The following is an 18,392-nucleotide window of genomic DNA, read 5'->3' as shown; positions in this document are numbered from 1 at the left end:
CCGCCGCCTCCGCGGCCCCCGTACGGCCTCAGCCCGGCGTGCAGACCTTCGAGATCTCGGACGCCGCGTCCGCGACCGGCGTGATGTCGGGGGCGGCGTTGCCGCCCTCGATCGACGTACGGACGTTCTTGACGGCCGTGTTCATCGAGTCGATGGCCTTGCGCAGGTCGGCGTTGTCCGTCTGGTCGCCGATCTTCTTGAGGTTCGTGTCGATCTGGTTGAGCGCGTTCTGCGCGTCCTGCGGGCTGTTGCCCGCCTGCGAGACGGCCTGCTGGAGGTCGTTCGCACCGTCCGTGATGGCCACGGCCGTGCTGGCGCAGTCCATCGCCGTCGAGATCGCGTCGCAGGACGTGAGGGCGGGAACGGTCAGGACGGCTGCCACCGCGACGGCGGCTATGCGGAGCTTCATGCGGTTCCCCCAGGGAGGCGTGCGTGGTGACGTGGACGGGCGCACGGTAGTGACACCGTGCGCCCGTGTCTACGGGGACGCCGGGGCGGGCCCGGCGGTTGCCGAGCGGCTCCGGTCAACTGATCCGGTTACGGGGTCACAGAACCTGGAGGTCCAGCGCACTCAGCTGGAGGGCCTGGAGGTCGGCGCAGCCGCCGGAGGCCAGGTCGAGGAGGGCGTTGAGCTCCTTGCGGTCGAAGGGCTCGCCCTCGGCGGTGCCCTGGACCTCGACGAAGCGGCCGTCGCCGGTGCAGACGACGTTCATGTCGGTCTCGGCCCGCACGTCCTCCTCGTAGCAGAGGTCGAGGAGGGGTTCGCCGTCGACGATGCCGACGCTGACGGCGGCGACCGTGCCGGTGAGCGGCTTGCGGCCGGCCTTGATCAGCTTCTTCTTCTGGCCCCAGGCGACGGCGTCGGCGAGGGCGACGTAGGCGCCGGTGATCGCGGCGGTGCGGGTGCCGCCGTCGGCCTGGAGGACGTCGCAGTCCAGGACGATGGTGTTCTCGCCCAGGGCCTTGTAGTCGATGACGGCGCGCAGCGAGCGGCCGATGAGGCGGGAGATCTCGTGGGTGCGGCCGCCGATCTTGCCGCGGACGGATTCGCGGTCGCCGCGGGTGTTGGTGGAGCGGGGCAGCATCGAGTACTCGGAGGTGACCCAGCCTTCGCCGCTGCCCTTGCGCCAGCGCGGGACGCCTTCGGTGAAGGAGGCGGTGCAGAAGACTTTGGTGTCTCCGAAGGAGATGAGGACGGAGCCCTCGGCGTGCTTGCTCCATCCGCGTTCGATGGTGACCGGGCGGAGCTGATCGGGCGTACGGCCGTCGATGCGAGACATGCTCCCGAGCCTAGTCCCTGCGGGCCCGGGCCCATGTCCCCGTACGGACACCTCGTACGAAGACCCGTACGAAGACCCCGCGCAGGACCCCGTACGAAGACCCCGTCCGGGAGGCGGCCGGGAGGCGGCGGCGGCCGGGACGGGGTCTCGTGAGCGCGTGGGCTCAGGTCACATCATGTCTTCGATCTCGCCGGCGATCGGGTCGGCGTCGGTGCCGATGACGACCTGGATCGCGGTGCCCATCTTGACGACGCCGTGGGCGCCGGCGGCCTTCAGGGCGGCCTCGTCGACCAGGCTCGCGTCGTGGACCTCGGTACGCAGGCGGGTGATGCAGCCCTCGACCTCTTCGATGTTGTCGATGCCGCCGAGCCCGGCGACGATCTTCTCAGCCTTGGTGGCCATGCATTTCTCCCTGGATGTTCGAAGAACGAGTCTCGGCGGCCGTTGTCCTCCGGCCCGGCCGGCGACCTGCCGGCGCGGTCCGTTTGTCACGGTAGCCCACGGTTGGCCCATCTACGCGAGCGCGTGCCCGGTAGCTGCCGAATGATGACGATCAGCAGCAACCTGCCCTCCAGGCGGGTCACATGCGATCACATCACTAGTGGTCTACACCAGTGTGCCGCAAGTGTCGCGACTGCCAAAAACGGGCCGGTCAGGGAGGAAGCCGATGAGCGCGAGCAGCGCCGCAGCAGTGCCGCGACGCCAGTGGTGGAACGGCTTGTTCCAGGGCCTGCAGAAGATGGGCCGGAGCCTTCAGCTGCCGATCGCCGTCCTGCCCGCCGCGGGCATCCTCAACCGCCTCGGGCAGCCGGACGTCTTCGGCAGGGACGGCCTGAACTGGACGGACGTGGCCAAGGTGATGGCCGGCGCGGGCGGTGCGCTGCTGGACTCCGACCTCGGACTGCCGCTCCTCTTCTGCGTCGGCGTCGCGATCGGCATGGCCAAGAAGGCGGACGGCTCGACGGCGCTGGCGGCGGTCGCGGGCTTCCTGGTCTACCGCGGCGTGCTGCACGCGTTCCAGAAACCCTGCCCGGCGGGCACCAGGGACATCGGGGGCGGCTGTCTGGCGCCGGGCGACACCTTCGTCTCGTACACGTACCAGAATCCCGGGGTCTTCGGCGGCATCATCATGGGCCTGCTGACCGCCTGGTTCTGGCAGCGCTACCACCGGGTGAAGCTGGTGGACTGGCTGGGCTTCTTCAACGGCCGCCGGCTCGTCCCGATCATCATGTCGTTCGTCGCGATCGGCTTCGCCGCGCTGTGCCTGTGGATCTGGCCGCCCGTCGGTGACGCGCTGGAGAGTTTCTCCGACTGGCTGGTGGGTCTGGGTTCGTGGGGCGCCGGCATCTTCGGCGTCGCGAACCGCGCGCTGCTGGTGATCGGCCTGCACCAGTTCCTGAACGTGCCGGTGTGGTTCCAGTTCGGCAGTTACACGAAGCCGGACGGCCAGACGGTGCACGGCGACATCAACATGTTCCTGGCGGGCGACCCGGATGCCGGGCAGTTCCTCAGCGGGTTCTTCCCGATCATGATGTTCGCCCTCCCGGCGGCGGCGCTGGCGATCACGCACTGCGCGAAGCCGCAGCGGCGCAAGGAGGTGGGCGGCCTGATGCTGTCGGTGGCCCTGACCTCGTTCGTCACGGGGATCACCGAGCCGCTGGAGTACTCCTTCCTCTTCGTGGCGCCCCTGCTGTACGTGATCCACGCGGTGCTGACGGGTGCGTCGATGGCGGTGACCTGGGCGCTGGGCGTCCATGACGGTTTCAGCTTCTCGGCGGGCCTGATCGACTACATCATCAACTGGGGCCTGGCGACGAAGCCGTGGCTGATCATTCCGATCGGTCTGGGCTTCGCGGTCGTCTATTACGCCGTCTTCCGCTTCGCGATCACGAAGTTCGACATCCCGACCCCGGGCCGGGAGTCGGACGAGGAGATCGCGGCGATGCAGGCGGAGGTCACCAAGGCGTAACGGGCAGGTGGCGCCGGGCCCTTCGGCCCGGCCGAGCGAGGCCCTCGGATCCTGGATCCGGGGGCCTTCCGCTTGTCCGAAGATCACGGCGCCGCACCGTCCGACCCGTCGAGGCCGAGTGTGGCGTAGACCACAGGAAATCGAAGGTTCCTTATCTATCCCTCACCGTGCTACAACTGGTCTACACCATCGATTGGTGTAGACCACGCGGGCCTGTCCGAGCCCGCGTACCCCCGTATCTGAGACGTCGCCGTCCCCCGTTTCCCTCTGGCGTCGCCTTGCCCACTGGAGGAAGTTGTGACCACGGCTGCCGCCCCCGCGGCTGAGAAGAAGAAGGGCGCTGGCGTGATGGCCGTCATGCAGCGCATCGGCCGGAGCCTCATGCTCCCCGTAGCCGTGCTGCCCGCGGGCGCACTCCTGCTCCGCCTGGGCGCGGGCGACATGCTCGGCGACAAGGACGTCTTCCCGACGTTCATCCTCAAGATCGCCGGTTACATGGCCGCCGGCGGTGGCGCGATCCTCGACAACATGGCGCTGCTGTTCGCCGTCGGTATCGCGATCGGCTTCGCCAAGAAGTCGGACGGCTCCACCGCCCTCGCCGCCGTGACCGGATACCTGGTCTTCCAGAAGGTGCTCGCCACCTTCACCGACAGCAACCTGCCGAAGGTCGCCAAGGTGGTCGACGGCAAGATCGTCATGGTGGATGCCGCGGTCAACGCCGGTGTCCTCGGCGGCGTCGTGATGGGCATCATCACCGCCCTGCTCTACCAGAAGTTCTACCGAACCAAGCTGCCGGACTGGGCGGGCTTCTTCGGCGGCCGCCGTCTGGTCCCGATCCTCTCCGCGCTCGCCGGCCTGGTCACCGGCATCGTCTTCGGTCTCATCTGGCCCGTCCTCGGCGCCGGCCTGCACAACTTCGGTGAGTGGCTCGTCGGCTCCGGTGCCGTCGGCGCGGGCATCTTCGGCGTCGCCAACCGTGCGCTGATCCCGATCGGCATGCACCACCTGCTGAACTCCTTCCCGTGGTTCCAGGCCGGCTCGTTCGACACCCCCACCGGCGCCGTCCACGGTGACATCGGCCGCTTCCTCGCCGGTGACCCGAGCGCCGGACAGTTCATGACCGGGTTCTTCCCGATCATGATGTTCGCCCTCCCGGCGGCCTGCCTCGCGATCGTCCACTGCGCCCGCCCCGAGCGCCGCAAGGTCGTCGGCGGCATGATGTTCTCCCTCGCGGCCACCGCGTTCGTCACCGGTGTGACCGAGCCCATCGAGTTCACCTTCATGTTCATCGCCCCGGTGCTCTACGCGATCCACGCGGTGCTGACCGGTGTCTCCCTGGCCCTCACCTGGGCGCTGGGCATGCGGGACGGCTTCGGCTTCTCCGCCGGCGCGGTCGACTTCCTGCTGAACCTCGGCATCGCGAACAACCCGTGGGGCCTGGCCGGAGTCGGCCTCTGCTTCGCGGTGGTCTACTACTTCGTCTTCCGCTTCGCGATCATCAAGTGGAACCTGCCGACGCCGGGCCGCGAGTCCGACGATGAGCTCGCCGAGCTCCAGAAGGCCGAGGCCAAGTAAGCAGCCCCGGTACGCCACGACGCCCCGCTCTCCCTGAAGGGAGGGCGGGGCGTCGTCGTGTCCGGGGGCCCGGGTGGGGTCAGACCTCGTACACCGCGCCGGGGTACGCGAGGTCGACCGGGCCGTCGTAGACCGCGCGGGCGTCGGCGAGGTTCTGGTCGGCGTTCGTCCACGGCGGGATGTGGGTGAGCACGAGCCGGCCGACCCGGCCGCCGCGGGCGTACTCCCCGGCCTCGCGGCCGTTGAGGTGGAGGTCCGGGATGTCCTCCTTGCCGTGGGTGAAGGAGGCCTCGCAGAGGAACAGGTCGGTGCCGTCGGCGAGCAGGCCCAGCTCGGGGCAGGTGCCGGTGTCCCCGGAGTACGTGAGCGAGCGGCCGCCGTACTCGACGCGGATGCCGTACGCCTCGACGGGGTGGCAGACCTTCTCCGTACGGACCTGGAACGGGCCGATCTCGAAGCTGCCGGACTTCAGGGTGCGGAAGTCGAAGACCTCGCTCATCGAGCGCTCGTCGGGGACGTCGTCGTAGGCCGTGGTGAGCCGCTTCTCGGTGCCCTCGGGGCCGAAGACGGGGATGGTGCCGCAGCGGCCGCCCTCGTGGCGGTAGTAACGGGCGACGAAGTACGCGCACATGTCGATGCAGTGATCGGCGTGCAGATGGCTCAGGAAGATCGCGTCGAGGTCGTAGAGACCGATGTGACGCTGGAGCTCTCCGAGGGCGCCGTTGCCCATGTCGAGGAGCAGCCGGAAGCCGTCGGCTTCGACGAGGTAGCTCGAACAGGCCGATTCCGCGGACGGAAACGACCCCGAACAGCCGACGACTGTGAGCTTCATGGAGCGTGAACCTCCGTGGACGGTCCGTGGACGGAATGCGGGCCGTGCGTTCGTCGAGCGTAAGGCGCGAAACGTCTGGTCGCTCCTCCGTGGCGGGCCGTTGTGGGGGGAATCACCTGTGGTGTCACCCGTGGGAGCGACGGGGGGTGCGGAGGTTGTCGTGCGCCGCCGGGGCGCTGCCGCGCGGGGGGTGCGGGGCGGGGTCCGGTGCCGGTGCGGTGGCGGGTGCGGTGCCGGTCCGGTGCCCGGTGCCCGGTGCGGTGCCGGTCCGGTGCCGGGGCGCGGCCGGTGCCGGATGTTGTCATACGCCACCGCAGGCACTGGCGCGCCGCCGGTCCGGTGCCGGTGCGGTGCCCATGCGCGGCCAGTTCCGGTGGGCGGCCAGTGCGCGGCCGGGGCCGGAGGTTGTCGTCCACCGCAGGCGCTGACGCGGCCGCCGGTCCGGTGCCGGTCCGGTGTCCATGCGCGGCCAGTGCCGGTGGGCGCCGCCGCCGCGCGGCCGGTCCGGTGTCCGGTGCGCGGCCGGTGCGCTGCCGTGCCGGGGGCGGGGGGCGCGGCTACGGTCGGAGTATGGACACGTCCTGGTGGCCTGCCGTCGCCGCGGTGGTGGCGGTGGCCGTGGTGGTGCTGGTCGCGGGGCGTCGGTGGGGGGTCGCGCGCCCTACCCCGCCGGCGCACGGCGCCGGTCCGCCGCCGCGGCCACGGTCGGGTGAGCTGTGGTGTCTGGTGGACGGCCGGTTGTGCCTGGTGCTGGCGGTGAGGTCCGTACGGGGCCACCGTGCGCGGGTCGCGTGGATCACCGGTAAGTACGACGACCGGCGCGCCGGGGTGATCCCGCTGCCGCCGGGGACGGTGGAGGCGCAGGGCCGGACGACCTTCCTGGAGGCGGACCGGCCGACGGAGGTGTCGCTGTGGGAGTTCCGGCGGAGGCTGGGCGTGCTGGATCCGGCGCTGTGGGACGAGGTCAAGGGACTGGGCGGAGGCAAGGGGTGACGGCCGTCCGGGTGCGGCGTGTCTACGATCCCCCCGAACCGGGGGCGGATGGGGTGAGGGTGCTCGTGGACCGGCTCTGGCCGCGGGGGCTGGCGAAGGCGGCGGCGGGCGTCGACGAGTGGCCGAAGGCGGTGACGCCGTCGGCGGAGCTCCGGAAGTGGTTCCACGGGGGTGGCTCCGCCGGGGAGTTCCGGCGGCGGTACGAGGCGGAGCTGGCGGAGCCGGAGGCGGCGGAGGAGCTGGCGCGGCTGCGGGCGCTGGTGGCGGCGGGTCCGGTGACGCTGCTGACCGCGGTCAAGGACCCGGCCTCCAGCCACGCGGCGGTCCTGGCGGAGCTGCTGTCTCGGTGACGGTCGCCTGGCCGGGGCCTGGCCGGGCCTGGGCCGGCGGCTGCGCGGGGAAGCGGGCGCCGGGCCTGGGCCGGCGGCAGGCGCTGCGGGGCCGGGGCTTGGCGGAGCCGGCGCTTCGCCAGGGCCGGGGCTTGGCCGGAGCCGGGCCAGAGGCAGGCGCTGCCGGGGGCGGGGCTTGGCCCGGGCCGGACGCGGGCGCTGCGGGGACAGCGCTTGGCCGGGGCCGACGCCGGAGGCAGGCGCTGCGGTGCCGGGGCCCGGGCCGGGGCCGACGCCGGAAGCGGGCGCTGCCGGGAGTGGGGCTTGGCCGGGGGTGGGGGCTGCCGGGGCCGGGTGCGGGCTGGGGTGTCGTCCGGGACTGCATGATTTTTGGCGCCCTGGCGGGTGGCAGGCAGGCGGGCCTGATCGCGCCACAAATCACGTTTTACGTCCCGGCCAACACCCCAGCCCGCACCCGTCCCCGACAGCGCGCGTCCACGCCAGGGAGCGCTGCCCCGGCCCGTCTGAAGGGCTGCGGCCCGGGAGCGCGGCCTCGGCCTCCGGAGGGCTGCGGCCCGGGAGCACCGCCTCGGCCCGTACCCGGCGTTCCCCCGGAGGGCTACGACCCAGGAGCGCTACCCCGGCCCGTACCCGGCATTCCCCCGGAGGGCTACGACCCAGGAGCGCTACCCCGGCCCGTACCCGGCATTCCCCCGGAGGGGGCTACCCCGGCCCGTACCCGGCGGTCCCCCGGAGGGGCTACGGCCCCGGGAGGGCTGACCCGGCCCGTACCGGCGTTTCCCCGGAGGGGCTACGGCCCGGGAGCCCGGCCTCGGCCCCCGGAGGGCTACGGCCCGGGAGCGTGGACCCGGGCCGTACCCGGCGGTGCCTCGGAGGGCTACGGCCCGGGGGCGTGGGCCCGGGCCGTAGCCGGCGGTGCCTCGGGGGCTGCGGCTCGGGAGCGTTGGCTCGGCTCGTCCCTGGCAGCGCGCGCCCGGGCCCGTACTCGGTGGATCCCCGGAGGGGCTACGCCCAGAGTTGGCCGTGGAGGGTTTCGATTGCCTCTTCCGTTGTCGGGGCCGTGTAGACGCCCGTCGAGAGGTACTTCCAGCCGCCGTCGGCCACGACGAACACGATGTCCGCCGACTCGCCCGCCGCCACCGCCTTGCGGCCCACGCCGATGGCCGCGTGCAGGGCCGCGCCCGTGGAGACGCCCGCGAAGATACCCTCCTGCTGGAGGAGTTCGCGGGTGCGGGTCACCGCGTCCGCGGAGCCGACCGAGAAGCGGGTGGTCAGGACGGACGCGTCGTACAGCTCGGGGACGAAGCCCTCGTCCAGGTTGCGCAGGCCGTAGACCAGGTCGTCGTAGCGCGGTTCGGCCGCGACGATCTTGACTCCGGGTACCCGCTCGCGCAGGTAGCGGCCGACGCCCATCAGGGTGCCGGTCGTGCCCAGGCCCGCCACGAAGTGGGTGATCGAGGGCAGGTCGGCCAGGATCTCCGGGCCCGTCGTGGCGTAGTGGGCGCCCGCGTTGTCCGGGTTGCCGTACTGGTAGAGCATCACCCAGTCCGGGTGTTCGGCCGCCAGCTCCTTGGCGACGCGGACCGCGGTGTTCGAGCCGCCCGCCGCCGGGGAGGGGATGATCTCGGCTCCCCACATCGTCAGGAGGTCACGGCGCTCCTGGCTCGTGTTCTCCGGCATCACGCACACGATCCGGTAGCCCTTGAGCTTCGCCGCCATCGCGAGGGAGATGCCGGTGTTGCCCGAGGTGGGCTCCAGGATCGTGCAGCCGGGGTACAGCCGGCCGGCCTTCTCGGCCTGCTCGACCATGTGGAGCGCGGGGCGGTCCTTGATCGAGCCGGTCGGGTTGCGGTCCTCCAGCTTCGCCCAGATCCGCACGTCGGCGGAGGGCGAGAGCCGGGGCAGCCGGACCAGCGGGGTGTTGCCGACGGCGGCCAGTGGGGAGTCGTAGCGCATTACTTCGATCCGCCGGCCACGGCCGGGAGGATGGTGACGCTGTCGCCGTCCTTGAGCTCGGTGGAGATGCCGTCGAGGAAGCGGACGTCCTCGTCGTTGAGGTAGACGTTCACGAAGCGGCGCAGCTGGCCGTTGTCGACGATGCGCTCCTCGATGCCCTTGTGGCGCTTCTCCAGGTCGGCGAAGAGCTCGGCCAGCGTGGTGCCCTCACCGGTGACGGCCTTCTCGCCGTCGGTGTAGGTACGGAGGATGGTGGGGATGCGGACCTCGATGGCCATGGCAGGCTCCAGTGTCGTGAAGGGGCTTTAAGGGCGCGCGGCATGAAGTGCCCCGCGCGAGAAGGCTCTGGCTGTACTCAGGCAGCAGGACAGATGGCGCTGGCCAGGCGGCACAGGTCGACGTGCAACCGGGCCACGAGCAGCAGCCTGCCGGGCGTCTCGATGCTCACGTCGTGGGAAACCATGCAGTCATGTTAACGATTCCCGGTCACCCGATTGGAGTGTGATCCCACATCGTGGACCGGAAGCGCTCACATGATGGTCAGTAGGCTTCCACGACCCGCACTTCCTCCTCCGTGATCACGCCGTCGACGATCCGGTACGAGCGGAACTGGAACTCCCCGAGACCGTCCTGGTCCGCCGTGGAGACCAGCACGTAGTGCGCGCCGGGCTCGTTCGCGTACGTGATGTCCGTGCGCGAGGGGTAGGCCTCGGTCGCGGTGTGCGAGTGGTAGACGATCACGGGGTCCTCGTCCCGGTCGTCGAGCTCCCGGTAGAGCTTCAGCAGATCCTTCGAGTCGAACTCGTAGAACGTGGGCGAGCGGGCCGCGTTGAGCATCGGGATGAACCGCTCCGGGCGGTCGGTGCCCGCCGGGCCGGCCACGACTCCGCACGCCTCGTCGGGGTGGTCCTTGCGGGCGTGCTCGACGATCTGGTCGTACAGGGCCTGGGTGAGGGTCAACATGAGCGACAGGATAAGCAGACGGGCCCTCCCGTACCGAGGTGTGGTACGGAAGGGCCCGCATGGTGGACAAGGGCAGCCAGGGGGCGGCTAGGACGCCTTGGCGAAGGCCTCGCCGCGCGGGTTGCGGGACTTCATCACCAGGTAGGAGACCCCGAGGACGAGAACCCACAGCGGGGCGCAGTAGAGCGAGACGCGCGAGTCCTTGTCGGCGCCCATCATCACGATGACCATGCCGATGAAGAGCAGCGCGAACCAGCTCGTCCACGGGGCGCCGGGGGCGCGGAACGCGGACTGCGGCAGCTCGCCGCGGTCGGCCTTGGCGCGGTAGCGGATCTGACAGACCAGGATCATGATCCAGGCCCACATGCCGGAGATGGTGGCGAAGGAGACGACGTAGTCGAAGGCCTTGCCCGGGGCGACGTAGTTGATCCAGACGCCCACCAGCATCAGCGCGGCGGAGAAGGTGGTGCCGATGAGCGGGGTGCCGCTCTTGGTCAGCTTCGTGAAGAACTTCGGGCCCTGGCCGTTGAGCGCGAGGTCGCGCAGCATGCGGCCGGTGGAGTACATGCCCGAGTTGCAGGAGGACAGGGCGGCCGTCAGGACGACGAAGTTGACGATCGCGGCGCCGATGCCCAGGCCCATGCGCTCGAAGGCGGCGACGAAGGGCGAGACGCCCGGCTGGAAGTGCGTCCACGGCACGACCGACAGGATCATGATCAGCGCGCCGACGTAGAAGACGGCGATGCGCCACGGCACGGTGTTGATGGCCTTGGGCAGCGTCTTCTCGGGGTCCTTGGACTCGCCGGCGGTGACGCCGACCAGCTCGACCGCGAGGAAGGCGAACATCACGATCTGCAGGGTCATCAGCGTGCCGCCGATGCCCTTGGGGAAGAAGCCACCGTCGTTCCACAGGTTCGTGACGGTCGCGGTGTCGGCGGCGTCGGAGAAGCCGATGGTGAGGATGCCGGCGCAGATCAGGATCATGCCGACGATGGCGGTGACCTTGACCATGGAGAACCAGAACTCCAGCTCACCGAAGAGCTTCACGGAGATCAGGTTGGCGCCGTAGAGGATGACGGTGAAGATCAGCGCGTAGGCCCATTGCGGGAAGCTGTCGTGGGTCCAGTACGCCATGTACTGCGCGGCCGCTGTCACCTCGGTGATGCCGGTGACCACCCAGAAGAGCCAGTACGTCCAGCCGGTCACGTACCCCCAGAAGGGGCCGAGGAACTCGCGGGCGTAGTCCGAGAAGGACCCGGACACGGGGCGGTACATGAGCAGCTCGCCCAGGGCCCGCATGATGAAGAAGATGACCAGGCCCGCGATGGCGTAGGCCAGGATCAGGCTGGGCCCCGCCTTCGAGATGGCCTTGCCCGCCCCCAGGAAGAGGCCGGTGCCGATGGCTCCGCCGATCGCGATCATCTGGATCTGGCGGGCGCCGAGCGCGCGGTGGTAACCCTCGCCGCTCTCGTCCGCAGTGCCCTCGCCGGGCATCTTGCCGTGCTGCTCGACCTGCACAGAGGTCATGTTTGGTGCGCCTTTCTCCACGCCGACCCGCGCCTGTGACGGCTGCGGATCGGGTCCTCGATCCCCCCGGATACGGATGGAGTTGCACGCCGGCGGTCAGCCGGGTCAAGCAGGCCGGGGGACATGGGTGGCGTCCCTCCGGCAGTCGTGAAGATTTATCACGGACTTAACGAACCCGGAGGGGGAGAAAGGTGACGCGAGGCATCAAAAAAACGGGACAAACGAGTAGGGAAGGATCAGATCACCGCATGGCGGTGATCTGATCGTTATCCGGATTTGAGCGTCCGCTGAGCGAACAAAGGCCTCACAGCGTCTCGATGAGGGACTCCTGGAGGCCACCGAGCCAGAGGTACGCCATCACCATCGGCTTGCGCGGATCGTCGTCCGGAAGCCCGAGCAGCGCGGCGCTCTCATCGTCCTCGGTGATGTTCAGGCGGGCCGCGATGGTGAGCCGGAGGTCGTTGAGCGCGCCGAGCCAGCGCAGCGGCAGCTCCCCGGTCAGCTCCAGCACCGTCGCGCCGCCGTCTGCCGGGGTGAGTCCGTCGAGGCTGCGCACGACGGCCAGCGCGTCCTCCCGCTTGCGGGTGCGCAGGTCGTTCTCGGTGAACCGGCGGAACTCGGCGGACCGGGCGGCGAGCTCCTCGGGGTCCACGCCCTGGTCGACGGGGCCCGGGCCCCCGTACGCGTCGGGGAAGAGCCGGGCCAGCGCCGGGTCCGACGGCGGCTCGGAGGGCCCGTCGGCGAAGAGGGCGGCCAGCGGGTCGGCGTCCGCGGCGGCCTCCGGCTCACCCGGGCCGATCAGCTCCAGCAGCTGCACGGCCAGGGAGCGCAGGATCGAGATCTCGATCTCGTCGAGCGTGACGGCGGCGCCGCCGCCCTTGAGGGGCTCGAACATTCCGGCGGAGCGCCCCATCAGAAGCGGTCCTGGGAGAGGGTCGCCCACAGGCCGTAGCCGTGCATGGCCTGCACGTCGCGCTCCATCTCCTCGCGGGTGCCGCTGGAGACGACCGCCCGTCCCTTGTTGTGGACGTCGAGCATCAGCCTGTGCGCCTTGTCCTTGGGGTAGCCGAAGTACGCCTGGAACACGTACGTCACGTAGCTCATGAGGTTGACCGGGTCGTTGTGCACCAGGGTCACCCAGGGGACGTCGGGTTCGGGGACCGCGTAGGTCTCTTCGGCCGACTCGGTGCGTTCGATCTCAATGGGAGCAACACTCACTTGACCCATGCTGCCACTGCGGGCCGCCCGTCGCACAAACCGCCCCGACATCTCGTCACTCTGACGAGATGTGCGCTAGCATCCGAGGCATGAACCCTGCGGACCTGGGCCTGCCGGTGGACGTGCCGTCGACAGCGCTCTTCACTGACCATTACGAGCTCACGATGCTGCAGGCCGCGCTGGCCAACGGCACGGCCGACCGCCGCTCGGTCTTCGAGGCGTTCACCCGCCGGCTGCCCGAGGGGCGGCGCTACGGCGTCGTCGGAGGCACCGGCCGGGTGCTGGACGCGGTGGAGAACTTCCGCTTCGACGGAGCGGTACTGGAGTTCCTGCGCGAGCGGGCCATCGTGGACATGCGCACCCTGGACTGGCTCGCCTCGTACCGCTTCTCGGGGGACATCTGGGGCTACCCGGAGGGGGAGGCCTACTTCCCCGGCTCCCCGATCCTGCGGGTGGAGGGCAGCTTCGCCGAGTGCGTGCTGCTGGAGACCGTGATCCTGTCGATCCTCAACCACGACTCGGCGATCGCGGCGGCCGCCTCCCGGATGGCCTCGGCGGCGGGCGAGCGGCCGCTGATCGAGATGGGCGCGCGGCGGACGCACGAGCTGGCGGCCGTGGCGGCCTCGCGGGCGGCGTACGTGGGCGGCTTCACCTCGACCTCGGACCTGGCGGCCGGCTTCCGGTACGGGATTCCCACGGTCGGAACCTCGGCGCACGCGTTCACCCTGCTGCACGATACGGAGCGGGACGCGTTCCGGGCGCAGGTCGCCTCGCTGGGCGGCGGAACCACCCTGCTGGTGGACACGTACGACGTCGCGGAGGCGGTCCGCACGGCGGTGGAGATCGCCGGCCCCGGGCTGGGCGCGGTCCGGATCGACTCCGGGGACCTGCTGCTGGTCGCGCACCGGGTGCGGCAGCAGCTGGACGCGCTGGGCGCCGGCTCGACGAAGATCGTGGTCACCTCGGACCTGGACGAGTACGCGATCGCCTCGCTGGCGGCGGCCCCCGTGGACGCGTACGGGGTCGGGACGCAGCTGGTGACGGGCAGCGGGCACCCGACGTGCTCGATGGTCTACAAGCTGGTGGCGCGGGCCGCCTCGGCGGACCCGAAGGCGGCGCTGGTGCCGGTGGCGAAGAAGGCGACCGGCGGAAAGACCTCGATCGGGGGCCGCAAGTGGGCCGCGCGCCGGGTCGACTCCGACGGGGTCGCGGAGGCCGAGGTGATCGGGACGGGCCCGGTCCCGCCGGCCCTGGCGGACCGGCAGCTGCTGGTCCAGCTGGTCAAGGCGGGCGAGGTGATGGCCCGCGAGCCCCTGGAGGCGGCCCGCGACCGCCACCGCGAGGCCCGCGCCGGCCTCCCGCTCTCCGCGACGCAGCTCTCGCGCGGCGAGGCCGTGATCCCGACCGAGTACGTGTAGCGGGACTACGTGTAGCGGGGCGGGGGCGGGGCAAGACCCCGGCGCAGCGGCAAACACATCGACCTAAGGACACGCGACATGCACCGCGCACTGATCGTCGTCGACGTACAGAACGACTTCTGCGAAGGCGGCAGCCTCGCGGTCACGGGCGGAGCCGACGTCGCGGCCGCCATCACCGAGCTCATCGGCCAGGCCACGGCCGGCTACCGGCACGTCGTCGCGACCCGGGACCACCACATCGACCCGGGCGACCACTTCGCGCACCCCCCGGCCGAGCCGGACTACGAGACCTCCTGGCCCGTCCACTGCGTCGCCGGGACCGAGGGCGTCGGGTTCCACCCGAACTTCGCCCCCGCCGTGGCGTCCGGCAGCGTCGCCGCCGTCTTCGACAAGGGCGCGTACGAGGCGGCGTACAGCGGCTTCGAGGGCCGGGACGAGAACGGCGTCGCCCTGGCCGACTGGCTGCGGCAGCGCGAGGTCACGGAGGTCGATGTCGTCGGCATCGCCACCGACCACTGCGTCCGCGCCACCGCCCTCGACGCCGCCCGCGCGGGCTTCCGTACGCACGTCCTGCTCGACCTGACCGCGGGGGTCGCCCCCCACACCACCGCCCGCGCCCTGGACGACCTCCGCGCGGCCGGTGTCCACCTTTCCGGCACCCCCACGGTGGGCGATTGAGAAAATCTGAGAAGCAAAACTCAGTTTCCCTTGCAGCAGCTCACGGATGGCACTATCGTGAGCGCATGACGACAACGCGCATCGACGGCGTGGACCCTGCGGTCCGCGATCAGATCAACCTGCTGGCCCTCGCCTGGGATGTGACACCCGGCGAGGCGGTGGGCCGCCTCCTGGAGCGCTTCCAGCAGCAGGGCACGCCCAAGCCCGAGGCGCCGGCCTCCGAGACGCCCTTGGCGGGCGTGGCGGTCCATGCCCTGTACGCGGGCGTTCGCGTGGCAGGCCGGTACGACCCGGCCACCGAGAACCTCAGCATCCCCGCGGGGAACCCCGGCTCCGGGCACTACAAAACGCCCAGCGGCGCGGCCACGGCCGTCCTGCTGGCGCTGAAGCCGCACGTCAGCCCGAACCGGAACGGCTGGGGCTTCTGGGTCGTCGACGAGACCGGCAACCTGCTCCAGACCCTGCGCCGGACCAAGGCCTAGGCCGACGGGGCCCGGTCAGCGCCCCAGGAGCGCTCGGATCGGGTGCCAGAGTTCCTGGGCGTAGTCCGGGGCGCCGCGCCAGAGGAGGCCGTCCGGGTGGTGCAGGACGGCCGTGACCTCGTCCGGGGTCGGGGGCTGGGCGTTGCCCCGCAGGTACACCGCCCGCATGCCGAGGTTCCGCAGCCTGGTCAGGGCGCGGGCCCGGTTCGCGGCGTGCACCAGCACGCGGACGTTTCCGTCGTCGCCGCCCTCGCCGGAGGGCGGCCTCGGCAGCGTGAGCGCGACCACCACGCTGCCGCCTGGCAATCTGACGAAACCTCCACCGGGCATGATCTTCAGCTCCCCCGTCAATAAGACAACTCGCACCCGCATCTAAACGCGATCGGCCGCCGCCCGCTAGAGGGCGACGGCCGATCATGCTCTGACCTGTGGCTTTACCGAATTACTTGACGGCGGGGCCGACCTCGACCGTCATGACGCGACCGTCGTAGGTCTCCTTCGCGATCTTGATCTTGGTGTTGGTGTCAGTGACCTTCACCGAACCGGTCGGGTTCTCGTCGTAGAAGTACTTGCCCTTGTGGTCGTCGAAGACCAGGTTCGCGGGCTTCGGCTTGAGGAAGAGCGCCTCGCCGTTCTTGTGCAGCGTGAAGGCGTCCGTCGAGTACGCGCTGAAGGCGGCGTCGTACGGCTGGATCTTGTTGCGCAGCAGGGTGCCGTCCGACCACTTCATCGGCTTGGCGTTGGCGTCGATCGGAAGGATCAGACCGGCGCCCGGGTGCTGGCTGGTGTTGTTGTCCTTCTGGGAGGTGTCCCACTGCCAGATCAGCAGACCGTCCTGGTACGGGTAGTGCTCGACCCAGCCCGGACGGGTGTTGGCGTAGCCGAAGTTGTACGGGCCGACCTTGAGGGTCGAGTCGTACGAGACGTAGCGGCGGTTCTCGGCCAGGTAGTACTGCGCGTACTCCTTGGTGAAGCCGGCGCCGACGCGGGAGAAGCCCTTGCCGGTCCAGCCGTTGTCGCCGTTCTCGGCGCCGTCGGTGAACAGCGCCGAGCCGTCCGCGGTGAGGGTGACGGCATCGGCCGTGAAGCCCTTGCCGCCCGCGCCGCCGTCCGTCTGGTAGCGGAAGCGGAGGTCGATCTTCTTGCCCGCGTACGCGTCGAGCGGGAAGTTCAGCGACTGCCAGGCGCCCGAGACGCCGGTCAGCGACGGGCTGCCGGAGGCGTCGGCCGGGATGGCCTTGCCGTCGGCGGTGCCGGCCAGCGCGGTCCAGTTGGCGCCGCCGTCCGTGGACACCTCGGTGTAGAGGAAGTCGTACTCCGCCTCGATGTCCCACCAGCCCTTGAGGGAGAGGGCCGCGGAGGACTTGCCGGTCAGGTCGACCGAGCGGGTGAGGGTGTTCTTGAGGTCGTCACCCATGTTGCTCCACCACTGCGTGGAGCCCTCGGCGGGAGCGACGATGTCGGTCTTGACCTGCTTCTTCGGCAGCTCGACGACCAGCGCCTGCTTGTCCTTGGTGTTGTACGCCGAAACGCCCAGCTTGTGGGTGGACTTCGTCGCGGCCTTGGCCGTGTCGTAGTTCAGCCAGCCCAGCTGGAGCTTGTCCCAGGCCGTCATGTCGCCCGGGAGGTCGCCTATGGAGTCCTTGCCGGTGCCGAGCCAGGAGCCCGCCGACATCAGGGACCAGAAGCCGACGCTGTTCTCGCCGCCACCGGAGGTGTCGTAGAGGTCCGGCAGACCGAGGTCGTGGCCGTACTCGTGCGCGAAGACGCCGAGTCCGCCGTTCTCCGGCTGCATCGTGTAGTCGCCGACCCAGATGCCGGAGTCGCCGATCTGGGTACCGCCGGCCTTGTTGTTCTCCGGTCCGGACTTGCCCGCCTGCGTGCCGTACGCGTACCAGCGGTGCGCCCACAGCGCGGAGGTGCCCTGCACGCCGCCGCCGGCCGACTCGTCCTCGCCCGCGTGGACGATCTGGAAGTGGTCGATGTAGCCGTCGGGCTCGTTGAAGTTGCCGTCGCCGTCGAAGTCGTAGCGGTCCCACTGGTCGTACTGGGCCAGCTGCGCCTTGATCTGCGCGTCGGTCTTGCCCGCCTTCTTCTGGCCCTCGACCCAGGCGGTCACGCCGTCCTTGACGGTGTCCCAGACGTTGGCGCAGTTGGTCTGACCGCAGTAGTTCGAGCCGTATCGGCCCTCGTTGTACGGGATCTTGACCCAGTCGGCGACCTCGCCCTCGACCGAGTAGCGGCCCGAGGAGGTCTTCTCGTAGTAGGTCTTCAGCGAGTTCTTGCCCTTGCCGGTACCGAAGTACAGGTCCTGGAAGTAGTCGCGGTTGAAGTCCTTGCGCCAGGCGGTGCTGTTGTTCTGCTTGCGGTCCGGCTCCGCGATGGTGTTGTGCAGCGGACCGGGGGTGCCGCCGTACTTCGGGGCGGGCGGCTTGGGGCCGTCCGGACCGTCCGGGTCGAACATGGTCGTGTTGTCGACCTGGTCACCGAACTCGACGAGGATCGTGAAGATCTTGTCGGTCTTCTCACGGCCGAGCTCGACGTACTTCTTGTCGTCGAGCTTGACCACCTTCGAGGCGCCGCGCTGCTCGACGTCCTTCTTGCCGGTCAGAACCTGCTGCAGGGCAGCCTCGCGCTGCTCCTCCTGCTGCTTGCTGAACGGGCCCTCCAGGTTGTGCTCCACCTGCTCCTTCGCGGGGGCGGTCGGGTCCTCGCGGTGGGCGGCGGGTGCGTCCCAAGGGGCGGAATCGGCCTGGGCGGTCGTCGCGAAGACGGCGACGCCGGAGGCCGCGGTGGCGGCCATGGTCACGCCGATCGCGGCGGCGCGCAGGGCGCGCCGGCTGACGGAATTGCTGGTCACTTGATGTCGTTCCCCTCCCGCGGCCGCGACATGGGTCGGAACGTCTCCATAGGAGCGGGGGGTTCCGCGCGGCGCGCGTCTCAAGTGACGACATTTGACCGGACAGTCTAAAAAAAAGACAGTCCTTGACTTCTTCCTTACAACTGCACTATGCGGTCAGCGAGTTCCGCTATTCGGACGTTCTGCCGCCAGATGGGACGAAGGGCGCTTCACGACCCCCCGCGCGGCACGGCCGCATGACCCCGTGCGCCCCCCATGCTCCAGCGCGAGGGCATATTCGGGTGAGGTCAC

20 protein-coding genes are annotated in these 18,392 nt (G+C 70.2%); 7 read left to right on the top strand and 13 right to left on the bottom strand.

Annotated elements, in window-relative coordinates:
• Positions 1–28: 28 nt before the first annotated feature.
• The 3 genes from MTF65_RS07125 to MTF65_RS07115 form a co-directional block, all read right to left on the bottom strand.
• Positions 29–409, bottom strand: coding sequence for a hypothetical protein (locus tag MTF65_RS07125; RefSeq protein ID WP_243627452.1), 381 nt, complete (start codon positions 407–409; stop codon positions 29–31).
• 136 nt (positions 410–545) lie between these two features.
• Positions 546–1,280: a ribonuclease PH gene (rph, locus tag MTF65_RS07120; RefSeq protein ID WP_243627451.1), complete on the bottom strand. Its 735-nt coding sequence runs from the start codon at positions 1,278–1,280 to the stop codon at positions 546–548.
• Positions 1,281–1,448: 168 nt separating this feature from the next.
• Positions 1,449–1,793 (bottom strand): PTS glucose/sucrose transporter subunit IIB, encoded by a 345-nt coding sequence (locus MTF65_RS07115; RefSeq protein ID WP_279398775.1) that lies wholly within the window; start codon positions 1,791–1,793, stop codon positions 1,449–1,451.
• 154 nt (positions 1,794–1,947) lie between these two features.
• Between MTF65_RS07115 and MTF65_RS07110 the strand changes: the two genes are divergently transcribed.
• A complete protein-coding gene (locus tag MTF65_RS07110; RefSeq protein ID WP_243627450.1) occupies positions 1,948–3,249 on the top strand; it encodes a PTS transporter subunit EIIC in 1,302 nt (433 codons plus the stop codon).
• Positions 3,250–3,597: 348 nt separating this feature from the next.
• Positions 3,598–4,824, top strand: coding sequence for a PTS transporter subunit EIIC (locus tag MTF65_RS07105; protein WP_243628600.1), 1,227 nt, complete (start codon positions 3,598–3,600; stop codon positions 4,822–4,824).
• Positions 4,825–4,903: 79 nt separating this feature from the next.
• Here the strand turns inward: MTF65_RS07105 and MTF65_RS07100 are convergent, their stop codons facing one another.
• Positions 4,904–5,656 carry an MBL fold metallo-hydrolase gene (locus MTF65_RS07100; protein WP_243627449.1) on the bottom strand — a complete coding sequence of 251 codons (753 nt, stop codon included), beginning with the start codon at positions 5,654–5,656 and terminating at the stop codon, positions 4,904–4,906.
• Positions 5,657–6,226: 570 nt separating this feature from the next.
• On the opposite strand from MTF65_RS07100, the gene MTF65_RS07095 reads away from it, so the two are divergent.
• Together MTF65_RS07095 and MTF65_RS07090 are read left to right on the top strand one after the other, a co-directional pair.
• Complete coding sequence (locus tag MTF65_RS07095; RefSeq protein WP_243627448.1) at positions 6,227–6,649, top strand: hypothetical protein; 423 nt, start codon at positions 6,227–6,229, stop codon at positions 6,647–6,649.
• The gene (locus tag MTF65_RS07090; RefSeq protein WP_243627447.1) at positions 6,646–6,999 is read left to right on the top strand and encodes a DUF488 domain-containing protein; all 354 of its coding nucleotides are present in this window, start codon (positions 6,646–6,648) and stop codon (positions 6,997–6,999) included. The genes MTF65_RS07095 and MTF65_RS07090 overlap by 4 nt, the downstream gene beginning before the upstream one ends.
• 1,005 nt (positions 7,000–8,004) lie before the next feature.
• Here the strand turns inward: MTF65_RS07090 and MTF65_RS07080 are convergent.
• The 7 genes from MTF65_RS07080 to clpS all read right to left on the bottom strand — a co-directional run bounded on the left by MTF65_RS07080 (position 8,005) and on the right by clpS (position 12,672).
• Positions 8,005–8,955 (bottom strand): PLP-dependent cysteine synthase family protein, encoded by a 951-nt coding sequence (locus MTF65_RS07080; RefSeq protein ID WP_243627446.1) that lies wholly within the window; start codon positions 8,953–8,955, stop codon positions 8,005–8,007.
• Positions 8,955–9,233: a MoaD/ThiS family protein gene (locus MTF65_RS07075; protein WP_243627445.1), complete on the bottom strand. Its 279-nt coding sequence runs from the start codon at positions 9,231–9,233 to the stop codon at positions 8,955–8,957. The genes MTF65_RS07080 and MTF65_RS07075 overlap by 1 nt, the downstream gene beginning before the upstream one ends.
• A gap of 77 nt (positions 9,234–9,310) precedes the next feature.
• A complete protein-coding gene (locus MTF65_RS30690) occupies positions 9,311–9,418 on the bottom strand; it encodes a putative leader peptide (protein WP_311736929.1) in 108 nt (35 codons plus the stop codon).
• 77 nt (positions 9,419–9,495) lie between these two features.
• Positions 9,496–9,918 (bottom strand): Mov34/MPN/PAD-1 family protein, encoded by a 423-nt coding sequence (locus MTF65_RS07070; RefSeq protein ID WP_243627444.1) that lies wholly within the window; start codon positions 9,916–9,918, stop codon positions 9,496–9,498.
• A gap of 87 nt (positions 9,919–10,005) precedes the next feature.
• On the bottom strand, positions 10,006–11,445 hold the full coding sequence (locus MTF65_RS07065) for an amino acid permease (protein WP_243627443.1): 1,440 nt from the start codon (positions 11,443–11,445) through the stop codon (positions 10,006–10,008).
• 304 nt (positions 11,446–11,749) lie between these two features.
• Positions 11,750–12,358 (bottom strand): DUF2017 domain-containing protein, encoded by a 609-nt coding sequence (locus MTF65_RS07060; RefSeq protein WP_243627442.1) that lies wholly within the window; start codon positions 12,356–12,358, stop codon positions 11,750–11,752.
• Positions 12,358–12,672: an ATP-dependent Clp protease adapter ClpS gene (gene clpS, locus MTF65_RS07055; RefSeq protein ID WP_243627441.1), complete on the bottom strand. Its 315-nt coding sequence runs from the start codon at positions 12,670–12,672 to the stop codon at positions 12,358–12,360. The genes MTF65_RS07060 and clpS overlap by 1 nt, the downstream gene beginning before the upstream one ends.
• A gap of 80 nt (positions 12,673–12,752) precedes the next feature.
• Between clpS and MTF65_RS07050 the strand changes: the two genes are divergently transcribed.
• From MTF65_RS07050 to MTF65_RS07040, 3 genes are all read left to right on the top strand, one after another.
• On the top strand, positions 12,753–14,081 hold the full coding sequence (locus tag MTF65_RS07050; RefSeq protein ID WP_243627440.1) for a nicotinate phosphoribosyltransferase: 1,329 nt from the start codon (positions 12,753–12,755) through the stop codon (positions 14,079–14,081).
• Positions 14,082–14,159: 78 nt separating this feature from the next.
• Entirely contained in the window at positions 14,160–14,759 is a 600-nt protein-coding gene (locus tag MTF65_RS07045) for an isochorismatase family protein (protein WP_243627439.1), read from the top strand.
• Between the two features lie 65 nt (positions 14,760–14,824).
• Positions 14,825–15,241 (top strand): hypothetical protein, encoded by a 417-nt coding sequence (locus tag MTF65_RS07040; RefSeq protein ID WP_243627438.1) that lies wholly within the window; start codon positions 14,825–14,827, stop codon positions 15,239–15,241.
• Between the two features lie 15 nt (positions 15,242–15,256).
• Here MTF65_RS07040 and MTF65_RS07035 read toward each other — a convergent pair whose 3' ends face one another.
• Positions 15,257–15,571, bottom strand: a complete 315-nt coding sequence (locus tag MTF65_RS07035; protein ID WP_243627437.1) for a hypothetical protein — start codon at positions 15,569–15,571, stop codon at positions 15,257–15,259.
• Between the two features lie 112 nt (positions 15,572–15,683).
• The gene (locus MTF65_RS07030) at positions 15,684–18,044 is read right to left on the bottom strand and encodes an immune inhibitor A domain-containing protein (RefSeq protein ID WP_243628599.1); all 2,361 of its coding nucleotides are present in this window, start codon (positions 18,042–18,044) and stop codon (positions 15,684–15,686) included.
• Positions 18,045–18,392: the final 348 nt, after the last annotated feature.

The sequence above is a fragment of the Streptomyces sp. APSN-46.1 genome (assembly GCF_022815725.1).
Taxonomy (GTDB): Bacteria; Actinomycetota; Actinomycetes; order Streptomycetales; family Streptomycetaceae; genus Streptomyces.
Note: the sequence above shows the minus strand (reverse complement) of the source record. Positions and strands in the feature narration are given on the sequence as shown.

What these genes read in the sequence shown, in the direction of transcription:
- MTF65_RS07125 (WP_243627452.1), bottom strand. Translation starts at nt 409, where the DNA reads ATGAAGCTCCGCATAGCCGCCGTCGCGGTGGCAGCCGTCCTGACCGTT.
- rph (WP_243627451.1), bottom strand. Translation starts at nt 1,280, where the DNA reads ATGTCTCGCATCGACGGCCGTACGCCCGATCAGCTCCGCCCGGTCACC.
- MTF65_RS07115 (WP_279398775.1), bottom strand. Translation starts at nt 1,793, where the DNA reads ATGGGCCAACCGTGGGCTACCGTGACAAACGGACCGCGCCGGCAGGTC.
- MTF65_RS07110 (WP_243627450.1), top strand. Translation starts at nt 1,948, where the DNA reads ATGAGCGCGAGCAGCGCCGCAGCAGTGCCGCGACGCCAGTGGTGGAAC.
- MTF65_RS07105 (WP_243628600.1), top strand. Translation starts at nt 3,598, where the DNA reads ATGGCCGTCATGCAGCGCATCGGCCGGAGCCTCATGCTCCCCGTAGCC.
- MTF65_RS07100 (WP_243627449.1), bottom strand. Translation starts at nt 5,656, where the DNA reads ATGAAGCTCACAGTCGTCGGCTGTTCGGGGTCGTTTCCGTCCGCGGAA.
- MTF65_RS07095 (WP_243627448.1), top strand. Translation starts at nt 6,227, where the DNA reads ATGGACACGTCCTGGTGGCCTGCCGTCGCCGCGGTGGTGGCGGTGGCC.
- MTF65_RS07080 (WP_243627446.1), bottom strand. Translation starts at nt 8,955, where the DNA reads ATGCGCTACGACTCCCCACTGGCCGCCGTCGGCAACACCCCGCTGGTC.
- MTF65_RS07075 (WP_243627445.1), bottom strand. Translation starts at nt 9,233, where the DNA reads ATGGCCATCGAGGTCCGCATCCCCACCATCCTCCGTACCTACACCGAC.
- MTF65_RS30690 (WP_311736929.1), bottom strand. Translation starts at nt 9,418, where the DNA reads ATGGTTTCCCACGACGTGAGCATCGAGACGCCCGGCAGGCTGCTGCTC.
- MTF65_RS07070 (WP_243627444.1), bottom strand. Translation starts at nt 9,918, where the DNA reads ATGTTGACCCTCACCCAGGCCCTGTACGACCAGATCGTCGAGCACGCC.
- MTF65_RS07065 (WP_243627443.1), bottom strand. Translation starts at nt 11,445, where the DNA reads ATGACCTCTGTGCAGGTCGAGCAGCACGGCAAGATGCCCGGCGAGGGC.
- MTF65_RS07060 (WP_243627442.1), bottom strand. Translation starts at nt 12,358, where the DNA reads ATGGGGCGCTCCGCCGGAATGTTCGAGCCCCTCAAGGGCGGCGGCGCC.
- clpS (WP_243627441.1), bottom strand. Translation starts at nt 12,672, where the DNA reads ATGGGTCAAGTGAGTGTTGCTCCCATTGAGATCGAACGCACCGAGTCG.
- MTF65_RS07050 (WP_243627440.1), top strand. Translation starts at nt 12,753, where the DNA reads ATGAACCCTGCGGACCTGGGCCTGCCGGTGGACGTGCCGTCGACAGCG.
- MTF65_RS07045 (WP_243627439.1), top strand. Translation starts at nt 14,160, where the DNA reads ATGCACCGCGCACTGATCGTCGTCGACGTACAGAACGACTTCTGCGAA.
- MTF65_RS07040 (WP_243627438.1), top strand. Translation starts at nt 14,825, where the DNA reads ATGACGACAACGCGCATCGACGGCGTGGACCCTGCGGTCCGCGATCAG.
- MTF65_RS07035 (WP_243627437.1), bottom strand. Translation starts at nt 15,571, where the DNA reads ATGCCCGGTGGAGGTTTCGTCAGATTGCCAGGCGGCAGCGTGGTGGTC.
- MTF65_RS07030 (WP_243628599.1), bottom strand. Translation starts at nt 18,044, where the DNA reads ATGGCCGCCACCGCGGCCTCCGGCGTCGCCGTCTTCGCGACGACCGCC.